Raw genomic sequence first — 17,535 nt, 5'->3', positions numbered from 1 at the left:
TTTGTTTTCGGTGAAAGCATCGGCGCATGCACGACGTCGCAGTGATCGAGGACCCGGCCGCCGCCGAGGTCAGCCTCGACCCCATCCGCAGCCGGCTGCTCGCCGAGCTGGCCGAGCCGGGGTCCGCCACCATGCTGGCCGGCCGCATCGGCCTGGCCCGGCAGAAGGTCAATTACCATCTGCGAACTCTCGAGCAGCACGGCCTGATCGAGCTGGTGGAGGAGCGCCGCAAGGGCAATGTGACCGAGCGGATGCTGCAGGCCACCGCGGCCTCCTATGTGATCTCGCCGGCCGCGATGGCGGCGGTGGCGCCCGATCCGGGGCGTGCGCCCGACCGGCTGTCGGCGCGGTGGCTGCTGGCCCTGGCGGCGCGGCTGGTGAGTGACGTCGGTTCGCTGCTGACCGGGGCGGCGCGGGCCAAGCAGCGGGTGGCGACGTTCGCGCTGGACGGGGAGGTCCGGTTCGCGTCGCCGGCCGACCGGGCGGCGTTCGCGGAGGAGTTGACCGCGTCGGTCTCCGGGCTGGTGTCGAAATATCACAGCGAGACCGGGCGCAAGCATCGCCTGGTCGTGGCCGTGCACCCGGCCTTGGACTCGCTGGGGGACGACCGCAATGGGTAAGGAATTCGAGACGCAGCATGAGGCGGTGGTCGACGCGACGCCGGAGCAGGTGTGGGCGGCGATCGCGACCGGGCCGGGCATCTCGTCGTGGTTCGTCGGCCGCACCCAGATCGACGACGGTGTGGTGTCGACGAATTTCGGCGACGGCTGGATCCCGGCGGGGGCGGTGACGGTGCGGGAGGAGCCGCGGCGGTTCGCGTACGGCAGTGAGCCGGCGCCGGACGGCCGGTTCGTGGCGTCGGAGTATCTGATCGAGGGCCGGGACCGGTCGGCGACCGTGCTGCGTGCCGTGACCAGTGGTTTCCTGCCGGGCGACGACTGGGCCGGTGAGTTCGAGGCGATGCAGCTGGGCAACGCGATGTTCTTCGCGACCCTGGTGGAATACCTGCGGCACTTTCCGGCGCAGGTGGCCACGCCGGTGACCGCTTTCGGTCCGCCGGTGACGGATTGGCCGGCGGCGTGGGCGGCGCTGCACGCCAATCTCGGCCTTGGCGCGTCTCCGCGGGCCGGTGACCCGGTGCCGGGTGGCGGCGAGGTGTTCTTCGTCAACGAGCACACGCTCGGCTTGCGCACGCCGACCGGGTTGTACCGCTATCTGCGTGGCTTCCACGGCGCCATGGTGGTCATTCACGAGTTGTTCGGCGGCGACGCCGAGTTCCCGACCGAGATCGGCTGAGAGGACCAGCATGCCTACCGTGACTTCTGCCGACGGCACCGTGATCGCGTTCGAGACGGTCGGGTCGGGCCCGCCGCTGATCTTCGTCGACGGCGCCATGTGTTACCGCGATTCCGGGCCGGGCCGTGGCATCGCCGCTGCGCTGGCCGCTGACTTCACCGTGTATCTGTACGACCGGCGGGGCCGCGGCGAGTCCGGTGACACGCTGCCGTGGTCGGTGGAGAAGGAGATCGAGGACCTGGCCGCCGTGCTCGCGGCGGCGGGTGGGCAGGCGGCGCTGCTCGGGACGTCCTCCGGTGCGGTGCTGGCGGCCGATGCGGCGAGCCGGCTGCCCGGGGTGACGCGGGTGGCGCTCTACGAGCCGCCGTTCATCGTCGACGACGCCCGGGAGCCGCGGCCGGCGACGTTCACCGAGGACACCGAGGCGCTGATCGCCCGGGGTGACCGGTCGGGTGCGGTGAAGAAGTTCATGATGCACGTCGGGGTGCCCGGGTTCGTCTTGTGGATCATGCCGTTGATGCCGCCGTGGAAGAGGATGACGGGGGTCGCGCACACCCTGCCGTACGACTTGAAGGTTTTGGGTGGGACCGGGCGTGGGGTGCCGCTGGATGCGGCCCGCTGGGCCGGGATGACGGCGCCGGCGCTGGTGATGGACGGTGGGAAGAGCCCGCGGTATATGCGTAACGGCGCGAAGGCGTTCAGTGAGGCGCTTTCGAAGGCCGATTACCGCACCCTGCCGGGCCAGACCCACATCGTGAAGCCGGCCGCGCTCGCCCCGGCGGTGCGAGACTTCCTGGCATGACGTCTCCGTCGGCGCACGCCGTCCGCCAGTACGCGAGTTCCACCGGCAGGCTGACCGCGCGGATGGCGATACATGCGTACGGGACGAATCCGCAGGACTGGTTCTCCTGGCTGGGTGAGCGGCTGCCGTTGGCCGGCCGGGTCCTCGAAGTGGGCGCCGGCACCGGTGAGCTGTGGCGGCGTGTCCGGCACGACGGTCTCGAGCTGACCCTGACGGATTTCTCGGCGGCGATGTGCGCGCGGTTGGCGTCGGTGCCGGGGGCGCGGGTGCGGCGGTGTGTGGCGGGTGCGTTGCCGTTCGTGGACGGCAGTTTCGACACGGTCGTCGCCAATCACATGCTCTATCACGTCGACGACCCGGCGGCGGCGCTGCGGGAACTGGCCCGGGTGCTGCGGCCGGGCGGCCGCATCGCGGTCGCGACCAACGGACTGGCGCACATGACGGAGTTGCGGGAATTGGGCACGCGGATCGGCCGGCCCGACCTCATCGCGTGGCGCGGTTTCACCGCGGGGAACGGCCCGGGCCTGATAGCGGCGGCTTTTTCGGGTGTACGGGTGGAGGAGTACCCGGCTGATCTGGCCGTTCCCTCGGTGGCGCCGATCCTGGCCTACCTGGGCAGCATGGCCGACGAGCCGCTCACCGAAGCGCAGGTGGCGGCCGTCGAGGGGATCGTGGCCGAGCGGATCGCCGCCGACGGCGTGTTCCGGGTGCGTAAGCACACAGTGCTGATGACGGCGACCCGCTGATCTTTAGAGGGCAGGCACGGCTTCGCGGGCCGGTTCCCGCACCGGGCGGGTGGCGAGGGCGGCGAAGCCGAGGCCCAGCGCCGACCACATGACCGCCTGGGTGCCGAGCGAGGCGATCCGGAAGTTCCACAGCAGTGACGCCGGGAACGTGCCGGGCACCTCGTTGATCGCCGGCAGCAGGAGGTAGCCGATCGCGACGACGACCAGGAACCCGGCGGCCGCGGCGAGGGCCTGACGCCACTCGACCGGCTGGGTGCGGGCGGCGATCACCCCGGCCCACACGGCGACCAGGCCGATCGCCACGATCGCCAGGTAGCTGATGGTGCGCTGGTTGATTGTGTCGGGGTTGCCGACGGCCGGTGGGTTCGGCGGGTATTTCAGGTACGGCACGAGGACGACGCCGAGCAGGGCGGCCCCGGCGAGGCCGAGGGCGGCGCGGCTGTCGCTGCGGGTGCGCAGGCGGCGGCGCAGCACGGTGTACGCGGTGGCGAGCAGGCCGCCCATGGCCGCCCCGTACAGCCCGGTGGCCAGGAACAGGCCGCCTTTCTGCCCGTCGCGGCTGACCAGCTCGTCGTCGTGGTGGCCGTCGTCGCCGGCGGCGTGCGCGCTCGCTTCCTCGATGGCGATGGCCGCGTCGACCTTGGGTTCACCCACGGTGTACGCGAACACACCGGCCAGCAGTCCGGCGATGAGGCCCGCGAGCAGGCCCCGGATCAGCAGGTCGCCGTAGCCTTTCGGGGGGCCGCTCAGTGGCACGGGACACCGAGCAGGTGCCGGCCGTCGTGCATGAGCTCGTGCAGGTACATCCCGCTGCGCGACACCGCACCCTGGTCGAAGGCGACCAGGTAGGTGATCAGCAGCATCAGGGCGACCACGGCGAGCGCGGTGAGCAGCAGTCGCCGCGAGACGACCGGGGTGGTCAGCTGGCCGGCAGTGTGAGCCTTGGGCATGGCGCGAGAACCTCCTTGCGGGATGACGCGTCCCGTTGTGCAGGCTGCGACGCGTGAGCGTCCTGACTCACGGGAGGGTGCTCCCGTTCACAGTGGCGCGACCGCACCGGACTTTCACCGGTTTCCCTCACGACGCCGCAGGTTGGATGCCCACAACCTAACTGGGGGCGGTCGCCGCGCACAACCGGGACGGCGCTGTGTCGCACCCCGTCGGTACCATCCACCCGGATCGTTGAACGGGGGAGTGACACCGATGATCAGGCGAGCTCTGGCGGCCGCGGCGGCGACGGTCGTGCTTCTGGTGCTGCCCGCCCCGGCGGCGTGGGCCGCGAACGTGTGCGACTCGCTGCCGAAGAAGCTGGATGTGTTCAAGGGCGTCCCGATCGAGGACCAGGTTTACGCCCCGAAGACCCTCGCTCAGTATGCGAGTGGCCGGGGCATCCGGGTCGCGGTCATCGACTCCGGTGTGGACGCCGGGCACCCGCAGCTCAAGGGCCAGGTCGACGACGGCAAGGACTTCCTGCACAAGGACCCGGACGGCAAACAGGACTGCAACGGCCACGGTACGGCGGTGGCGAGCATCATCGCCGCGAAGCCGGCGGGTGAGACCGGTTTCCAGGGGCTGGCGCCCGACGCGACGATCGTGCCGGTGCGCATCAGCGAGCAGGAGGAGGTCGACGGCAAGGCGGTCGGCGACTTCGGCACTCCGGCCCAGTTCGCGCAGGCGATCGACTGGGCGGTCGACAACGGCAACGTCCAGGTGATCAATCTCTCGCTGGTGATGACCGACGACAACAAGCTGGTCGCCGCGGCGGTCAAGCGGGCGCACGACAAGGGTGTGGTGGTGGTCGCCGCGGTCGGCAACCACGCCAAGGAGGGCAACCCGACTCCTTATCCGGCGGATTACGACGGTGTCATCGGGGTCGGCGCGGTCAATTCGGCCGGGGTGCGGGCCGATTTCTCGCAGCACGGCGACTACGTCGATCTGGCCGCTTTCGGTCAGCCGGTGACGGCGGCCGGCCGCGGCTCCGGCCACGACAGTGTGCAGGGCACCAGTTTCTCCGCGCCGTTCGTGTCGGCCACCGCCGCCCTGATTCTGCAGCGGTTCCCGGAGCTGAACCCGGACCAGGTGCTGCGGCGCATGCAGGCCACCGCCGACCCGGCGCCGGGCGGGGCGAGCAGCGACGATTACGGCGCCGGCCTGCTCAACCCCTACCGCGCCCTGACCGAGACCCTCGGCCCCGGCGAGCGCCCGGCCGCCGCTCCGGTGGTCATGCGCCCGAACGACCCGGCCGCCGAGGCCCGGGCTGCCCGCCGCGCCGACGCGAAACAGTCGTCACTGCTGTTCGCCGCGATCGGCGGCGGCGCCGTCCTGCTGATCGGGCTGGCTGCCCTGGTCATCCGGCAGGGCCGCCGCCGCGGCTGGAAACCGGCCGGCCCCGAGCAGCTCTGACGCCTGGTCCGGTCAGGCCGGGCGGATCTCCACGAAGGCGATCCCGGGATTCGGCAGGTCGAGCGTTATCGGCTCGCCCGGGGCTAGCCGGCGGGGTGGTTCGGCCTCAGGCAGCACGTCGGCCTCCTGCAGGGCCGCCCACTGCTCGGCGGTCGGCCATTCGCCCTGCCAGCGGGCGGTGATGTTGCCGTGGGTGGCGTCGACGCGCCACTGGCGCAGCGTGTGCGGGCCGGCCACACCGGGGTTGAGGCGGACGCGGCGGGCCAGGTCGGGGGCGCCGCCGGCCCGGCTCTGGTCGAGGGTGCTGTTCCACAGCAGAACGCCGACGCCGCCGTCGGGGTAACGCGACGCCCACGCCCGCACCAGGCTCGACGCGCCGTCGCCGGACAGGGTGACCGGCAGTTCCTCGTCGCCCAGCCGCTGGGCCAGCCACAGCGCCCAAAACTTGGGCTTGGCCAGGTTGCCGATCGTGAGCAGGCCGAACCCGCCGTGCAGCAGCCGCTGCGGGCGGCCCAGCTCCTCGAAATGGTCGGACGCCACCCACGGGGCGAGGGCGTCGACCCGGCCGGCGGCCGAGTGCATGCCGGTGAGCAGGAACGTGGCCGCGAACACCGAGTCGTTGACCGGGTGGCCGTGGGTGGCGGTCACCCCCCATTCGGTCCAGAGGATCGGGCGGCCCTCGGCCCACGGGCGCAGGTCCAGCGGCACCGTCCCGTAGACGTGGGTGGACAGGAAGTCGACGGGGGCGCCGAGGCGCATCTGGTCGTCGATCCAGCCGACCGCGGCCGTTGCTGGGCCGCCCACCTGCAGGAACGGGTCCACCTGCTTGATCGCGCGGGCGGCTTCCTGGTAGAGCCGCCAGTAGTCGGCGGGGGTGCCGGACCAGAACACCGACAGGTTCGCCTCGTTCCATACCTCGAACCGCCACCGCTCGCGTAGCTGCTCCAGGCCGTAGCGGGCGGCCAGGTGGGTGACGAACGCGTGGATCAGGTCGGCCCAGCGGGACCAGTCGTGCGGCGGGGAGATGATCCCCTGGTAGGCGAAGACCGTGCGGGACGGGTCGGCGGCCAGGTCGCGGGGCATGTAGCCGAGTTCGACGACCGGCACCAGGCCCAGTTCGAGCACGGTGTCGTAGACCTCGGTGACCCGGTCGAAGTCGTACACCGGGCGGCCGTCGACCTCCCGGTAGACCTCCAGGTCGTCGCCGAGGATGTGATGGGCCCGCACGGTGCGCACGCCGAGGTCGTCGTGCACGCGGCGCAACGCCTCACGCAGTTCCGCGCCGATCGGGCGGCCGCCGGTGGTGTCCTTCGCGAGCAGGTGGCTCAGGTGCTCGGAGCCGACCATCTCCTGCCAGATCCGGTGCAGCGGCTCCCCGTGCTCACCGACCGTCACCGTCACGACCGGGTCGGGCTCACCGCCGGCGACCGGCGGAGCGGCGCGTGGCCCACTGGGCGCATGAGCGGCCGGCTCGGCTGAGCTGGAAGCCGGCGTGGCGGGCGGCCGGCTCGACAGGGCCTCAACGGTGCGGGTGCCGAGGGCGGTGCCCTCGACGTCCTCGGCCGGGTAGGACGTGACCGGGACCGGGGGTGACAGGGGGCCGATCGCGTTGACGGTCTGCAGGGCCGCGACGGCATACCAGCCGCCGCGGCCGTCGGTGGTGTCCGCATACGGGCCGTGCGGGACGGCCAGGACGTCGCCGCCGCCGTGGTCGACGACCGTGAACGGGCCGGCCGGGCTGTCGGCGCGGTGCACGGCGTATCCGATGGCGCCGGGCACCGGATTCCAGCGGACGGTGACCTGGCCGCGGCCCTGCGCCGCGCCGACACCGGTGGGCGCCGGCAGGTCGGCGGCGACCGGGGCGCCGGCGGAGCGGTCCTGCGCCCCGCCGCCACCCATCAGCTGCGCCCAGCGGACGCGGGCCTGCTCCTCGATCGTCATCGGTGGCCGCCGGTCAGCTGGGGCAGGCGCTGGTGGGCGGGGACGTTGAAGGTCTCCTGGGCCAGCAGGGGGCGCACCGCTCGTTCGAACTGCGGGGTCACGAAGGCGCGGCGCAGCACGTCGTGGGCGAGGACGTTGCCGAGCGCACCCATGATCATTGACTGGTCGAGGGACAGGTACCGCTTGGCTACCGTGCCGGAGCGGACCGCTATCGCGTCGTAGAAGCCGCCCGGCCCGTACGCGTCGAAGTCTCGTTTGATGTTGGCAAGGTTGGCGGTTGCGGGGCCGCGGGCGTAGGGCAGGGCCAGGAACGCGGCGTGCGGGGTGATGACGCCGTCGCCGTAGACGGCGGGGGGACCGGCGGCGCGGCAGGCGCCGAACCCGGCGTCGTACTTGCCGCCCTGCACGTCGGACGGGTAGCCGTCGGTGTCCATGCCCATCGCGTCGACACCCCACGCGGTGTAGCCGCCGAACGGGTCGGAGGCGGGGGAGAAGCCCCAGTAGCCGTAGCCGGCGTCGCCCAGGCCGTGTTCGATCTGGGCGGCCACCGTGGCCGGGTGGTTGCGGCCCCAGCTGTTCGGGCCCCATGTCTCCTCCGGCACGAACAGGTCGGGCATGAGGGCTTCGAACATGTCGCCGCCCCAGCTCGGCACGAACGTGATGCCCCGGTAGCGGTAGGAACCCTCGTACAGCTGACGGCCCTGCAGTGTGACGGTGAAGCCCTGGGGTTGCATCTCCTGCCAGGCGTAGTCGCAGGAGTCGGGCAGGGTGCGCATCGTGTCGAAGTAGGCGGCCGGCGGGATCTGGCCGGCGCCGATGCCCAGGTAGGTGGCGATCCGTGGTTCGGTCACCGTGATGTCGTAGTGGTTGCAGGTGAACCAGACGCCGTTCTGCGGGACCGAGCAGCCCGGTGGCTGGGTGTCCCAGAAGCCGCCGCGGATCAGGCCGCGGGCGCCGATCGGGCTGGTGGCGGCCGGGTCGAAGAAGAACCCGAAGTTCATGGCGGCCAGGATCCGGTCGGCCCGGGGCCGCAGTGACGGGATGGCGCCGGCGACGACCCGCAGGGCGGCGGCGAGCCAGCCGTTGTCGACCGAGGACAGGAACGGGGTGACCGCCGAGCCGTCCTCGGGCCAGGTGGTGAGGACGGCGCCGGTCGCCGGGTCGTACCAGTTGTAGAACATGCCCGATTTGTCGTGGTGCCTCAATGAGCTCAGGGTGTCGAGCGTCCGGGCGACACGGCGTTCGGCCTCCCGCGGCGAGATGATCTTCAGCTCTCGCGCGACGACGGCCGACCACAGGTAACCGCCGATGTTCGTCGGCGACGTATAGGCCGATGTGACGGACAGGTCGCCGGAGAGGTTGTCCGCGGGCAGGCCGGCCGCAGAGGTCATCGCGACCAGGGAACGCCACGTGTCACGGGCATAACCCCGCAGCGGGTCGGCGCCGTACGCGGCCGTGGACGATCCGGCCACCAGGACGAACGAGCACACAAGGACGAGCAGACGTCTCATCGGAAAACCGCCTCACTTCAGTCCGGTGGTCGCGATGCCGCGCAGGAAATGCCGCTGCAGGGCGAGGAACACGATCAGCACCGGCAGGACGACGACGACCGCCCCGGCCAGCAGCAGGCCGTAGTAGATGCGGTTCTGCCCGATGCTGTAGAGGGCGAGCGCGACCGGCAGCGTGTATTTGTCGTCGGTCGTGGCCACCACCAGGGGCCACAGGAAGTTGTTCCACGAGGCCAGGAACGTCAGGATGCCGAGCGTGGCCAGGGCCGGTTTGCACAACGGCAGCACGATCCGCCAGAAGATCCGCCATTCGCCGGCGCCGTCGACGCGGGCCGCCTCGATCAGGTCGTCGGGAATGGCGAGCAGGAACTGCCGCATCAGGAACACCCCGAACGGCCCGGCGAGAAACGGCAACACCAGGCCGGCGTACGAGTTGGCCAGCCCCATGTTGCTGATCAGCACGAACTGCGGCACGAACGTCACCATGCCCGGCACCATGAGCATGCCTAGAACCGTGAGGAACAGGGCTTTGCGGCCGGGGAAGTCGAGTTTCGCCAGGGCGTAGCCGATCAGCGAGCAGAACAGCAGATTGCCCGCGGTGACCAGGATCGCGACGATCGCCGAGTTCGCGAAGTACTGCGGGAAGTCCAGGCGGGAGAACAGGTCGTGGTAATTGGTGAGGGTCCAGTGCGACGGCCACCAGGTCGGCGGCGCCGCCCGGATCTCCCCTTCGGTCTTGAACGACGACAGCAGCATCCACAGGAACGGCCCGACCACGACGACCAGGCCGGCACTCAGAATGGCGTACAGAACAATTTTGGCCGTCAGGTCGCGTCTAGTCATCGCGGGCTCCCAGGAGGCGGAACTGCAGGACCGACAGGGCCACGATCGCCACGAACAGGACGTAGGAGGCGGCCGCCGCATATCCGTAGTTGCCGAAACCGAACTGGTTGTAGATGTGGTAGGAGACCGACAGGGTCGACGACAGCGGGCCGCCCTGTGTCATGACGAGCGGTTCCTCGAACAACTGCAGATAACCGATGCCGGTGATGACCGCCCCGAACAGCAGCGCCGGGCGCATCAGCGGCAGGGTGATCCGCTGGAACTGCTGCCGCCAGCCCGCCCCGTCGAGCGTCGCCGCCTCGTACAGGTCGGTCGGAATGCCTTGCAGAGCGGCCAGGAAAATCACCATGAGCGACCCGAAGTTGCGCCACGCCGCCATCACGATGATCGACGGCAGGGACGTGCGGGTGTCCTGCAGCCAGCTCGGCCCGTCGATGCCCACCGACGCGAGGAGGCTGTTGACGATGCCGGCCTCCGGGTCGAGCAGGAATCGCCACACCACCGCGATCGCCACGATGCTGGTCACCACCGGCAGGTAGAAACCGACCCGGAACAGCCCGCGCAGCCGGATCAGGCCCGAGTTGAGGATGTTCGCCGCCCCCAGCGCCAGCACCATGGTCAGCGGCACCCCGATCACCACGAAGACCAGGGTGTTGATCGCTCCGCGGCGGAACTGCGCGTCTTCGAAGAGCCGGGTGTAGTTGTCGAGGCCGACGAAGTTCACCGCGAGGGGATGCCGCAGGTCGGTGGCGCGCAGGTCGGTCAGGCTCATCACCAGTGACGCCACCACCGGCAGCAGCGCGAACACCAGGAACAGCAGGGTGAACGGGGCGGCGAACGACCAGCCGGCCACCGCCCGCCGGGTGCGGGTGGACGCGGTCACCTCACGCTCCGGTCCCGATGCTGTCGGCCTGCTGCTGGATGTTCTTCAGCGCGGCCGCCGGGTCCTCGCCGCCGACGCAGACCTTCTCCACCTCGGTGTCGACGACCGCGGACACCTGCTCCCACGTCGGGTAGGCCGGGGGCGCCTTCGCCGATTTCAGCTGGGCGCCGAACACCTGCAGGATCTTGTCGCCGGACAGCGCCGGGTCGTCCCACGCCTTCTGCACCGCAGGCAGGTCGGTGGCGGTCTGGTACCACTTCACCTGCACTTCCGGCTTCGCCAGCCAGGCCAGGAACTTCCAGGCGGCGTCGCGGTTCTTCGCGTCCTTGAACACCGCGATGTTGCTGCCGCCGATGAACGACGTCGACGACTTCCCGGCCGGCATGCCAACCACCGAGTATTTGCTGGCGAAATCCTTGCCGCCGGCGTCGTTGAGGATGCCGACGTGCCACGGGCCCGACATGAAGGCGCCGATCTCACCGCGGACGAAAGCGGGTTCCAGAGCGCCCTGCGGCAGATTGCTGGGCGCAACTTTGGCGGTGAAGAACGACTGGTAGTACTGCAGCGCCTGGACCATTTCCGGGGTGTCGAACGTGTATTTGCCGTCCGCGGCGATCTGAGCGCCGTTCGACCAGCCGAACGGCAGCACCGACTGCCAGCTGCCGGTCTTTCCGGGCTGAATGTTCAGGCCCCATTTCGCGCCCGCTTTGGACTGCATGGCCTTGGCCATCGCGGTCAGGTCGTCCCACGTCTTCGGCCCGTCCGGGAAACCCGCTTTGGCGGCCAGATCGGTGCGGTAGTAGATGCCGCGGGTCTCCACGTACCAGGGCACGCCGAACGATTTTCCGTCGACGACGGTGGTGTCCCACGCGCCCGGGAAGAACGCGTCCTTCGTGAACAGATCGGCCGGTGTCGGGTCCAGGGCGCCGCTCTTCGCGAATTCGCCCTGCATCGTCGTGCCGATCATCGACACGTCCGGGGTCTGCTTCGCCGCGATCGCGCTGGCGATCTTCTGATGCGCGGCGTCCCACGGCACCGCCGTCACGTTCACCTTCGCGTCCGGGTTCTCCGCCGTGAACGCTTTCGCGAACTCGGCGAGTTTCTCCCCCTCCGTGCCCATCGCCCAGACCGTGATGTCGCCGCCGGCCTTGCCGGCGCTGACCGCCTTGGCGGTCTCGTCGTCTCCGCTCGAACCGCGGCCGCAGCCGCTCAGCGCCAGCACCGCACACGCGGCGGCGGCGGTCATCCTTCGGTGCCTCATCGGTGAACCTCCGGGGAGTGGATGCCGCAGCTGCGCCGGACGACCAGCTGCGTGGGAAGCACCCGCCGCCGGGCGGCGACGGGCCGGTCGGTGGTGATGCGCCGGTTCAGCCAGCGGGCGGCGGTCGCGCCGAGCTCCCGCATCGGCTGCCGCACCGTGGTCAGGCCGGCGAACCGGGCCGCGAGCAGGTCGTCCCAGCCGGTCACGGCCAGGTCCTGCGGCACTCTGAGGCCGGCCGCCTCCGCGGCGAGCAGCACCCCGAGCGCGATCTCGTCGTTCGCGCACACGACGGCCTGGCCTTTATGAAATGTGGCCTGCCGGCCGGCTTCCAGATCAAAACCATTGAGGGGTACGAGGTCGGCAGGCTCGGCGCCGGCCCTTTTCAGAGCCTTGCGTACGCCGTCGAAGCGTCCCTTGAAGTCCGGCGCCACCTGCGGATCGCCGAGGAACGTGAACCGCCGGTGGCCATGGCCGAGGAGGTGCTCGACCAGGGTCTGCGCGGTCCGCTCGTTCTGCGCCCGGACCGTGTCCACCCCGGGCACCGGATCCCGGGCCAGCAGCACCACCGGCGTGGTCAGCCCCCGGATGACGTCGTCACCGACGGTCTGGCCCATCACGGTCAGGCCGTCCACCCGGGCGGCCAGGTCACGCACCGCGGCGCTCGCGTCCGGGCGGCCCTTCGTGCCCAGGATCAGCACGCTCGAACCGAACCCGGCGGCGGCCGCCTCGTACCCGAGAACCACCTCGGCGTAGTACGGGCCGACCAGCTCCGGGAAGACGATCCCGTTGGCGGCATGCCGGCCCTCGGCCAACGACCGGCCCAGCCGGCTCGGCGTGAACCGCAGCTCCTGCGCGGCGGCCCGGACCCGCTCCCGGGTCTGCTCGGTGACCAGGTCGGAGCCCCGCAACGCCCGGGACACGGTGGCGATGGAGACGCCCGCCAACTGCGCGACCTGGTAGATCGTCGCCTTTGAAAGCGCTTTCATCGCCATCGCCGGAACGTAACCCGGCGGCAACAAACCCGAAACTCGGGCCATTCGCGGATTCACCATCAGCGATTTGAGCCAAACTGCTTCGGCTCGGCTGCGCCGGAAACATCCGCGGGGCAAGCTGATCTCCGTGGAGATTCTGCTGCTGGTCCCCGGGGGCGAGAGCGGACTCGAGCCGCCACTGCCGGCGATCGAGCTGCTCGGCCTCCTCGGCCACGACGTGCGCCGCGGCGCGGAAGGCACCCCGGCCGACGCCGTGCTGGTCGACGCCCGCCCGCACCCGGCGCACGCGCGGTCGGCCTGCCGGCGGATGCGCGCCGCCCGCCTCGTGGTCCCGCTGATCGCCGTCGTCACCGAGGCCGGCCTCGGGTCGGTCACCAGCGACTGGGGTCTCGACGACCTCGTCCTCGCCGAAGCCGGGCCGGCCGAGCTGCAGGCGCGCCTCGCTCTGGCCGGCGCCCGCGCGGCCGCCCCGCGGCCCATCGTCGCCGGCCGGATCCGGATCGACCCGCACACCTTCGTCGCCACCGTCGGCGGGCGCCGGCTCGACCTGTCGTACAAGGAGTTCGAGCTGCTGCGGTTCCTCGCCCTGCACCCGGGGCAGGCGTTCACCCGGGAACGGCTGCTGCGCGAGGTGTGGGGCTTCGACTTCATCGGCGGCTTCCGCACGGTCGACATGCACGTGCGGCGGCTGCGCGCCAAGCTCGGCCCGGGGGACGAGGAGCTGATCTCCACGATCCGGCAGGTCGGCTACCGCCTCGCCGCCTAGCCCCTAGTACTCGGATCTATAAAGATAGTACTTGCGATCTTTATAGATCCGCGCTATCAATGGGGGCATGGCAACCGTGACTATCACCTTCAACCCTGACCTCGAGGGGGACATCGAGGAAGCTCGCTCAATTCTGGACCGGCTGAGCGAAAACCACACCGACAACTCGACCGAACCCGAGGTCCTGCGCGAGAAGATCATCGCGCTGCTGCGGGGTTACGGCGAGAAGCGCACGGAGTACATCCGGCAGGTCGCACAGGCCGCGCCGGGCAAGGCCCCGTTCGCCGACCTCACCGCGGTCATCGGCTCGGCCAAGGCCATCGGCGGCACCCACTCGGCCATCGAGCGGGCCTGGCGGGCCAAAGGCATGAGCACCACGTTCATCTACACCGACGCCAACGGCGACGCCGGCATGGACCCGGCGCTGGCCGAGATCGTGCTGACCGTCCTGCACGACCGCGTCGACGAGCCCGACCCGCTCCCCAGCGCCCGGTTCTAGACCGGGCACACACCGGCGCCGCTCTCCCTCGGAGAACGGCGCCGGTCGTCGTCCTCTCAGGCGCCGGCTTCCTCGGCGAGCGCCCCGCAGCACGTCTCGATGATCATGCCGGCGACCAGGTACGGGTCCATGTTGGCGTTCGGACGACGGTCCTCCAGCCAGCCCTTCTTCGCCTTCTCGACGGCCCACGGGATACGCACCGAGGCGCCCCGGTCGGACGCGCCCCAGCTGAAGCTGTCCCAAGCCGCCGTCTCGTGCGCGCCGGTCAGCCGGTCCTTGATCCCGGCGCCGTAGTTCTCCACGTGCGCGAGAGCGTTACGCCCCAGCGCCTCACACGCCGTCACGATCGCGTCGTAACCCTGCATCGTGGCCTTGGTGGAGAAGTTCGTGTGCGCGCCCGCACCGTTCCAGTCACCCGGCATCGGCTTCGCGTCGAACGACACGACCACCCCGAAGTCCTCGGCGATGCGGTGCAGCAGCCAGCGCGCCACCCACATCTGGTCGCCGATCATCGGGGCCGGCAGCACACCGATCTGGAACTCCCACTGCCCCATCATGACCTCGGCGTTGGTGCCCTCGATCGACAGCCCCGCCTTCAGGCAAGCGATCGTGTGCGCCTCGATGATCTCCCGGCCGACCATCTTCTCGCCGCCGACACCGCAGTAGTACGGGCCCTGCGGCGCCGGGAAGCCGGTCTCCGGCCAGCCCAGCGGGCGGCCGTGCTGGAAGAACGTGTACTCCTGCTCGATGCCGAACATCGGCTCCTGGTCGGCGTACTTCTCCGCCGCCGCCACACACGCGGCGCGGGTGTTGGTCGGGTGCGGCGTGAAGTCGGTCAGCTCGACATCACACAGGACGAGAATGTTGTCCCCGCCGCGCAGCGGGTCCGGGCAGGTGTAGACCGGACGCAGCACACAGTCCGAGTTGGCTCCCGGCGCCTGGTTGGTGCTCGATCCGTCGAAACCCCAGATCTCCGGTTCCTTGCCGTCCGCCACGATGCGGGTCTTGTTCCTCAGCAGCGGCGACGGCTTGGTGCCATCGATCCAGATGTATTCGGCTTGATATGGCATTCCACATCTCCTTCGCCGGGCGCGGATCTAAGCGCGCGGTTCGTTCCCCGATGGCGAGGCAAACGCTTCAGGATTCGTGGTCACCTGGCGTTGCGCACACATGACGGACCGGTAAACGGACGGTCGTCCCCGGGGCATCTGTCCCGCTCTTGTCCGAATCGCGGCGGATCCTGCCCAGCGCCGCCTCGGCCTGCTCCACCAGCTCACCCACCAGCGCGGCGGCCGGCGGCACGCCGGTGATCAGGTCGACGCCCTCGCCCGCCCACACCGGCAACGGCGGGATCCGGCCGCCCGCCACATCGTCCTGATAGTCCTGCCGGGCCCGGTCGTCGACCTCGTCCTCGCGGCCACGCCACCGCTGAAGGTACGGATGGCCCAGCGTGCGGGCCGCGTAGCGGGCCGGCCAGCTCGAGCCGCGCACCACATCCAGGGTCCGGTTACGTTCGGTCTGCTCGGCCCGCCCGGCCAGGATCGCCGCCGTGATCGCCGGATCGACCAGCGCCTCCGCGGTCGCCTGGAACCGGGTGCCGATCAACGCTCCCGCCGCCCCCAGCGCCAGCGCCGCCGCCAGCCCCCGCCCGTCGGCGATCCCGCCCGCCGCCAGGACCGGCACGTCCCCGGCCAGATCGACCACCACCGGCACGAACGGCAACGTGGACCGCCCCTTCGACGCGCCGTGCCCACCGGCCTCGGTCCCCTGCGCGACCAGCACATCGGCGCCCGCATCGAGCGCCCGGCGCGCCTCGTCCAGGTCCGTGACCTGCACGATCAGCTTCGCCCCGGCATCGCGGACAACGGCGGCGAACGGCGCCGGATCGCCGAACGACACCATGACCGTACGGGCGCCGCGCTCCAGCACCCACGCGACCGCGGCCACGTCGATCGCCCAGGTCAGAAACCCCACGCCCCAGCCGCCCCCGCACCCGGCGACCAGCGGCAGCTCCCGCTCGAGCCACGCCCGGTCGCCGTCGGCCGCTCCGAGAAGCCCCAGTCCACCCCCGCTCGCGACGGCGGCCGCGAGCGCCCCACCGGCCGACCCGCCCATCGGCGCCAGCGCCACCGGATGCGCGATCCCGAACATGGCCGTGAACCCCGTCGACAGCCCCATGCCCGCATCCTCGCGCACCTTGGCCGCCGCCGATGCCCCGGCTTTCGGCGGCCTTTCCCTGGCCGGGCAGCTCACGTGGCCGGGGCCGGTGCCGATGATGCGGGCAGCACCATCGGGAGGAGCCAGTTTGCGAACGCGCCTTGTATCCGGGGCGGCGGTCGTCGTGATGACGGCCGTCCTGAACAGCGCGCCCGCATCGGCCACGTCCCGGCCGGACACGGGGCCCGTCGACTGTGCGACCGAAGCCGCCCGCTCCGGGCAGTACACCCTGTGCGTCGACGCCTACCGGGTCGTGGTGCGGTCGCGAGTGAAGATGTTCTGACAGACCCCGGATTCCGCTTGGTGAACCGGGACCGGACCGGCCGGCCGGGGTTGTTCTTGCCGACGGGCCCGCCCGGCAGTGGCGCGAGGAGCCTTCGTTGCACTCCGCGGATACTGAGTGCCGGGGACTTGTCCACGCTCGTATCGCTGAATGAGCCGCCGGTCGAACGCCTGGCTTCAGCCTCTCGGTCTTCGCCGTCCGGCGCGGCGCAACTCGCCGCCGGCGTTCGTCACGGCAGCAGGCGCATCGCTTCGGCCGTGGACTCCTTCGAGGCGGGGAGCAGCGGGAGGCGGACCGCGGGGGTGGGGATGCGGTTGCGGGCGTGCAGGACGGCCTTGATCACCGTCGGGTTGGGTTCGGCGAACAACGCGGCCGACAGGCGGGCCAGGCGGTGGCCCAGCATGCGGGCCCGGATGGCATCGCCCTCCTGCCAGGCCCTGATCAGGGTGGCGAAATCGGACGTTGCCAGATGCGCCGAGGCCAGGATGGCGCCGTGCGCGCCCAGCGCCAGCAGCGGGGAGATGACCACGTCGTCGCCGCCCAGGACGGCGAAATCGGGCGGGGGCGCCGCCATCAGGGTGATCACGTCGGGGTCGATGCTGCCGGTCGCCAGCTTGATGCCGGCCACCCCGTCGATGGCGGCGATCCGGGTCAGGGCCTGGACCGACAGCGGCTGAGCGGTGCGGTACGGCACGTGGTAGACGATCAGCGGGACCGGCGACGCGGCCGCCAGCGCGGTCAGGTGGGCGATCACGCCCGCCTCGCCGGGGCGCAGGAACGGCGGGACCAGGCTCAACGCGGCCGCCACGGCTGGGCGGTCGGCCAGGATGCGCAGGTCGCCGACCGTGTTCGCGCCCACCGTCAGCGGGGCGCCGTGCTCGCGGCAGACGGCGGCCAGCAGGTCCAGGACGTCGCGGCGTTCGCCGTCGGTCAGCGCCGACGGCTCGGCGGTGGTGCCCAGCGCCACCAGGCCCGTCGCGCCCTCGGCCAGCACGTCGCGGGCCAGCGACTCCAAAGCGGACCACGCCACGGCGCCGGACTCGTCGAACGGGGTGATCATCGGGACGTGCAGGCCGGTCATGAGCATGCCCATCA

At 70.9% G+C, this 17,535-nt stretch carries 19 protein-coding genes and 1 riboswitch; of the genes, 8 read left to right on the top strand and 11 right to left on the bottom strand.

What is annotated here, in order from left to right; genetic code table 11:
- Positions 1-26 precede the first annotated feature (26 nt).
- Genes AB0E90_RS14155 through AB0E90_RS14140 form a run of 4 tightly spaced genes read left to right on the top strand, consistent with a single transcriptional unit; the run spans position 27 to position 2,844 of the window.
- Entirely contained in the window at positions 27-620 is a 594-nt protein-coding gene (locus AB0E90_RS14155; protein WP_360403922.1) for a helix-turn-helix domain-containing protein, read from the top strand.
- The gene (locus tag AB0E90_RS14150) at positions 613-1,296 is read left to right on the top strand and encodes an SRPBCC domain-containing protein (protein WP_360403919.1); all 684 of its coding nucleotides are present in this window, start codon (positions 613-615) and stop codon (positions 1,294-1,296) included. Before AB0E90_RS14155 ends, AB0E90_RS14150 begins: the two co-directional genes overlap by 8 nt.
- A 10-nt stretch (positions 1,297-1,306) precedes the next feature.
- The gene (locus tag AB0E90_RS14145; RefSeq protein WP_360403916.1) at positions 1,307-2,098 is read left to right on the top strand and encodes an alpha/beta fold hydrolase; all 792 of its coding nucleotides are present in this window, start codon (positions 1,307-1,309) and stop codon (positions 2,096-2,098) included.
- On the top strand, positions 2,095-2,844 hold the full coding sequence (locus AB0E90_RS14140) for a methyltransferase domain-containing protein (protein ID WP_360403913.1): 750 nt from the start codon (positions 2,095-2,097) through the stop codon (positions 2,842-2,844). The genes AB0E90_RS14145 and AB0E90_RS14140 overlap by 4 nt, the downstream gene beginning before the upstream one ends.
- 3 nt (positions 2,845-2,847) lie before the next feature.
- Here the strand turns inward: AB0E90_RS14140 and AB0E90_RS14135 are convergent, their stop codons facing one another.
- Positions 2,848-3,600, bottom strand: coding sequence for a CbtA family protein (locus AB0E90_RS14135; RefSeq protein ID WP_360403910.1), 753 nt, complete (start codon positions 3,598-3,600; stop codon positions 2,848-2,850).
- Positions 3,591-3,794 (bottom strand): CbtB domain-containing protein, encoded by a 204-nt coding sequence (locus AB0E90_RS14130; protein ID WP_360403907.1) that lies wholly within the window; start codon positions 3,792-3,794, stop codon positions 3,591-3,593. Before AB0E90_RS14130 ends, AB0E90_RS14135 begins: the two co-directional genes overlap by 10 nt.
- A gap of 38 nt (positions 3,795-3,832) precedes the next feature.
- Positions 3,833-3,963, bottom strand: a riboswitch (cobalamin riboswitch).
- A gap of 84 nt (positions 3,964-4,047) precedes the next feature.
- On the opposite strand from AB0E90_RS14130, the gene mycP reads away from it, so the two are divergent.
- A complete protein-coding gene (gene mycP / locus AB0E90_RS14125; RefSeq protein ID WP_360403904.1) occupies positions 4,048-5,247 on the top strand; it encodes a type VII secretion-associated serine protease mycosin in 1,200 nt (399 codons plus the stop codon).
- Positions 5,248-5,259: 12 nt separating this feature from the next.
- On the opposite strand, the gene AB0E90_RS14120 is transcribed toward mycP, so the two are convergent.
- The 6 genes from AB0E90_RS14120 to AB0E90_RS14095 are packed head-to-tail and all read right to left on the bottom strand — an operon-like array spanning position 5,260 to position 12,675.
- The gene (locus AB0E90_RS14120) at positions 5,260-7,188 is read right to left on the bottom strand and encodes a xylan 1,4-beta-xylosidase (RefSeq protein ID WP_360403901.1); all 1,929 of its coding nucleotides are present in this window, start codon (positions 7,186-7,188) and stop codon (positions 5,260-5,262) included.
- Positions 7,185-8,699, bottom strand: a complete 1,515-nt coding sequence (locus tag AB0E90_RS14115; RefSeq protein ID WP_360403898.1) for a glucoamylase family protein — start codon at positions 8,697-8,699, stop codon at positions 7,185-7,187. Before AB0E90_RS14115 ends, AB0E90_RS14120 begins: the two co-directional genes overlap by 4 nt.
- A gap of 12 nt (positions 8,700-8,711) precedes the next feature.
- Positions 8,712-9,539, bottom strand: coding sequence for a carbohydrate ABC transporter permease (locus AB0E90_RS14110; RefSeq protein WP_360403895.1), 828 nt, complete (start codon positions 9,537-9,539; stop codon positions 8,712-8,714).
- Positions 9,532-10,422 carry a sugar ABC transporter permease gene (locus tag AB0E90_RS14105; RefSeq protein ID WP_360403892.1) on the bottom strand — a complete coding sequence of 297 codons (891 nt, stop codon included), beginning with the start codon at positions 10,420-10,422 and terminating at the stop codon, positions 9,532-9,534. Before AB0E90_RS14105 ends, AB0E90_RS14110 begins: the two co-directional genes overlap by 8 nt.
- Position 10,423: 1 nt before the next feature.
- On the bottom strand, positions 10,424-11,683 hold the full coding sequence (locus tag AB0E90_RS14100; RefSeq protein ID WP_360403889.1) for a sugar ABC transporter substrate-binding protein: 1,260 nt from the start codon (positions 11,681-11,683) through the stop codon (positions 10,424-10,426).
- Entirely contained in the window at positions 11,680-12,675 is a 996-nt protein-coding gene (locus AB0E90_RS14095) for a LacI family DNA-binding transcriptional regulator (RefSeq protein ID WP_360403886.1), read from the bottom strand. The genes AB0E90_RS14100 and AB0E90_RS14095 overlap by 4 nt, the downstream gene beginning before the upstream one ends.
- Positions 12,676-12,802: 127 nt before the next feature.
- Between AB0E90_RS14095 and AB0E90_RS14090 the strand changes: the two genes are divergently transcribed.
- Positions 12,803-13,441: a response regulator transcription factor gene (locus AB0E90_RS14090; protein WP_360403883.1), complete on the top strand. Its 639-nt coding sequence runs from the start codon at positions 12,803-12,805 to the stop codon at positions 13,439-13,441.
- A gap of 67 nt (positions 13,442-13,508) precedes the next feature.
- On the top strand, positions 13,509-13,940 hold the full coding sequence (locus AB0E90_RS14085; RefSeq protein ID WP_360403880.1) for a hypothetical protein: 432 nt from the start codon (positions 13,509-13,511) through the stop codon (positions 13,938-13,940).
- A 56-nt stretch (positions 13,941-13,996) separates the two neighbouring features.
- On the opposite strand, the gene glnII is transcribed toward AB0E90_RS14085, so the two are convergent.
- Both glnII and AB0E90_RS14075 read right to left on the bottom strand, forming a co-directional pair.
- Positions 13,997-15,010, bottom strand: coding sequence for a glutamine synthetase GlnII (gene glnII / locus AB0E90_RS14080; protein WP_360403877.1), 1,014 nt, complete (start codon positions 15,008-15,010; stop codon positions 13,997-13,999).
- 67 nt (positions 15,011-15,077) lie between these two features.
- Positions 15,078-16,118 (bottom strand): nitronate monooxygenase, encoded by a 1,041-nt coding sequence (locus AB0E90_RS14075; protein WP_360403874.1) that lies wholly within the window; start codon positions 16,116-16,118, stop codon positions 15,078-15,080.
- Positions 16,119-16,245: 127 nt separating this feature from the next.
- Between AB0E90_RS14075 and AB0E90_RS14070 the strand changes: the two genes are divergently transcribed.
- Entirely contained in the window at positions 16,246-16,440 is a 195-nt protein-coding gene (locus AB0E90_RS14070; RefSeq protein WP_360403871.1) for a hypothetical protein, read from the top strand.
- A gap of 229 nt (positions 16,441-16,669) precedes the next feature.
- Here AB0E90_RS14070 and AB0E90_RS14065 read toward each other — a convergent pair whose 3' ends face one another.
- Positions 16,670-17,527, bottom strand: coding sequence for a dihydrodipicolinate synthase family protein (locus tag AB0E90_RS14065; RefSeq protein ID WP_360403868.1), 858 nt, complete (start codon positions 17,525-17,527; stop codon positions 16,670-16,672).
- Positions 17,528-17,535: the final 8 nt, after the last annotated feature.

Source organism: Actinoplanes sp. NPDC026619, assembly GCF_040638295.1.
Taxonomy (GTDB): domain Bacteria; phylum Actinomycetota; class Actinomycetes; order Mycobacteriales; family Micromonosporaceae; genus Actinoplanes.
Note: the sequence above shows the minus strand (reverse complement) of the source record. Positions and strands in the feature narration are given on the sequence as shown.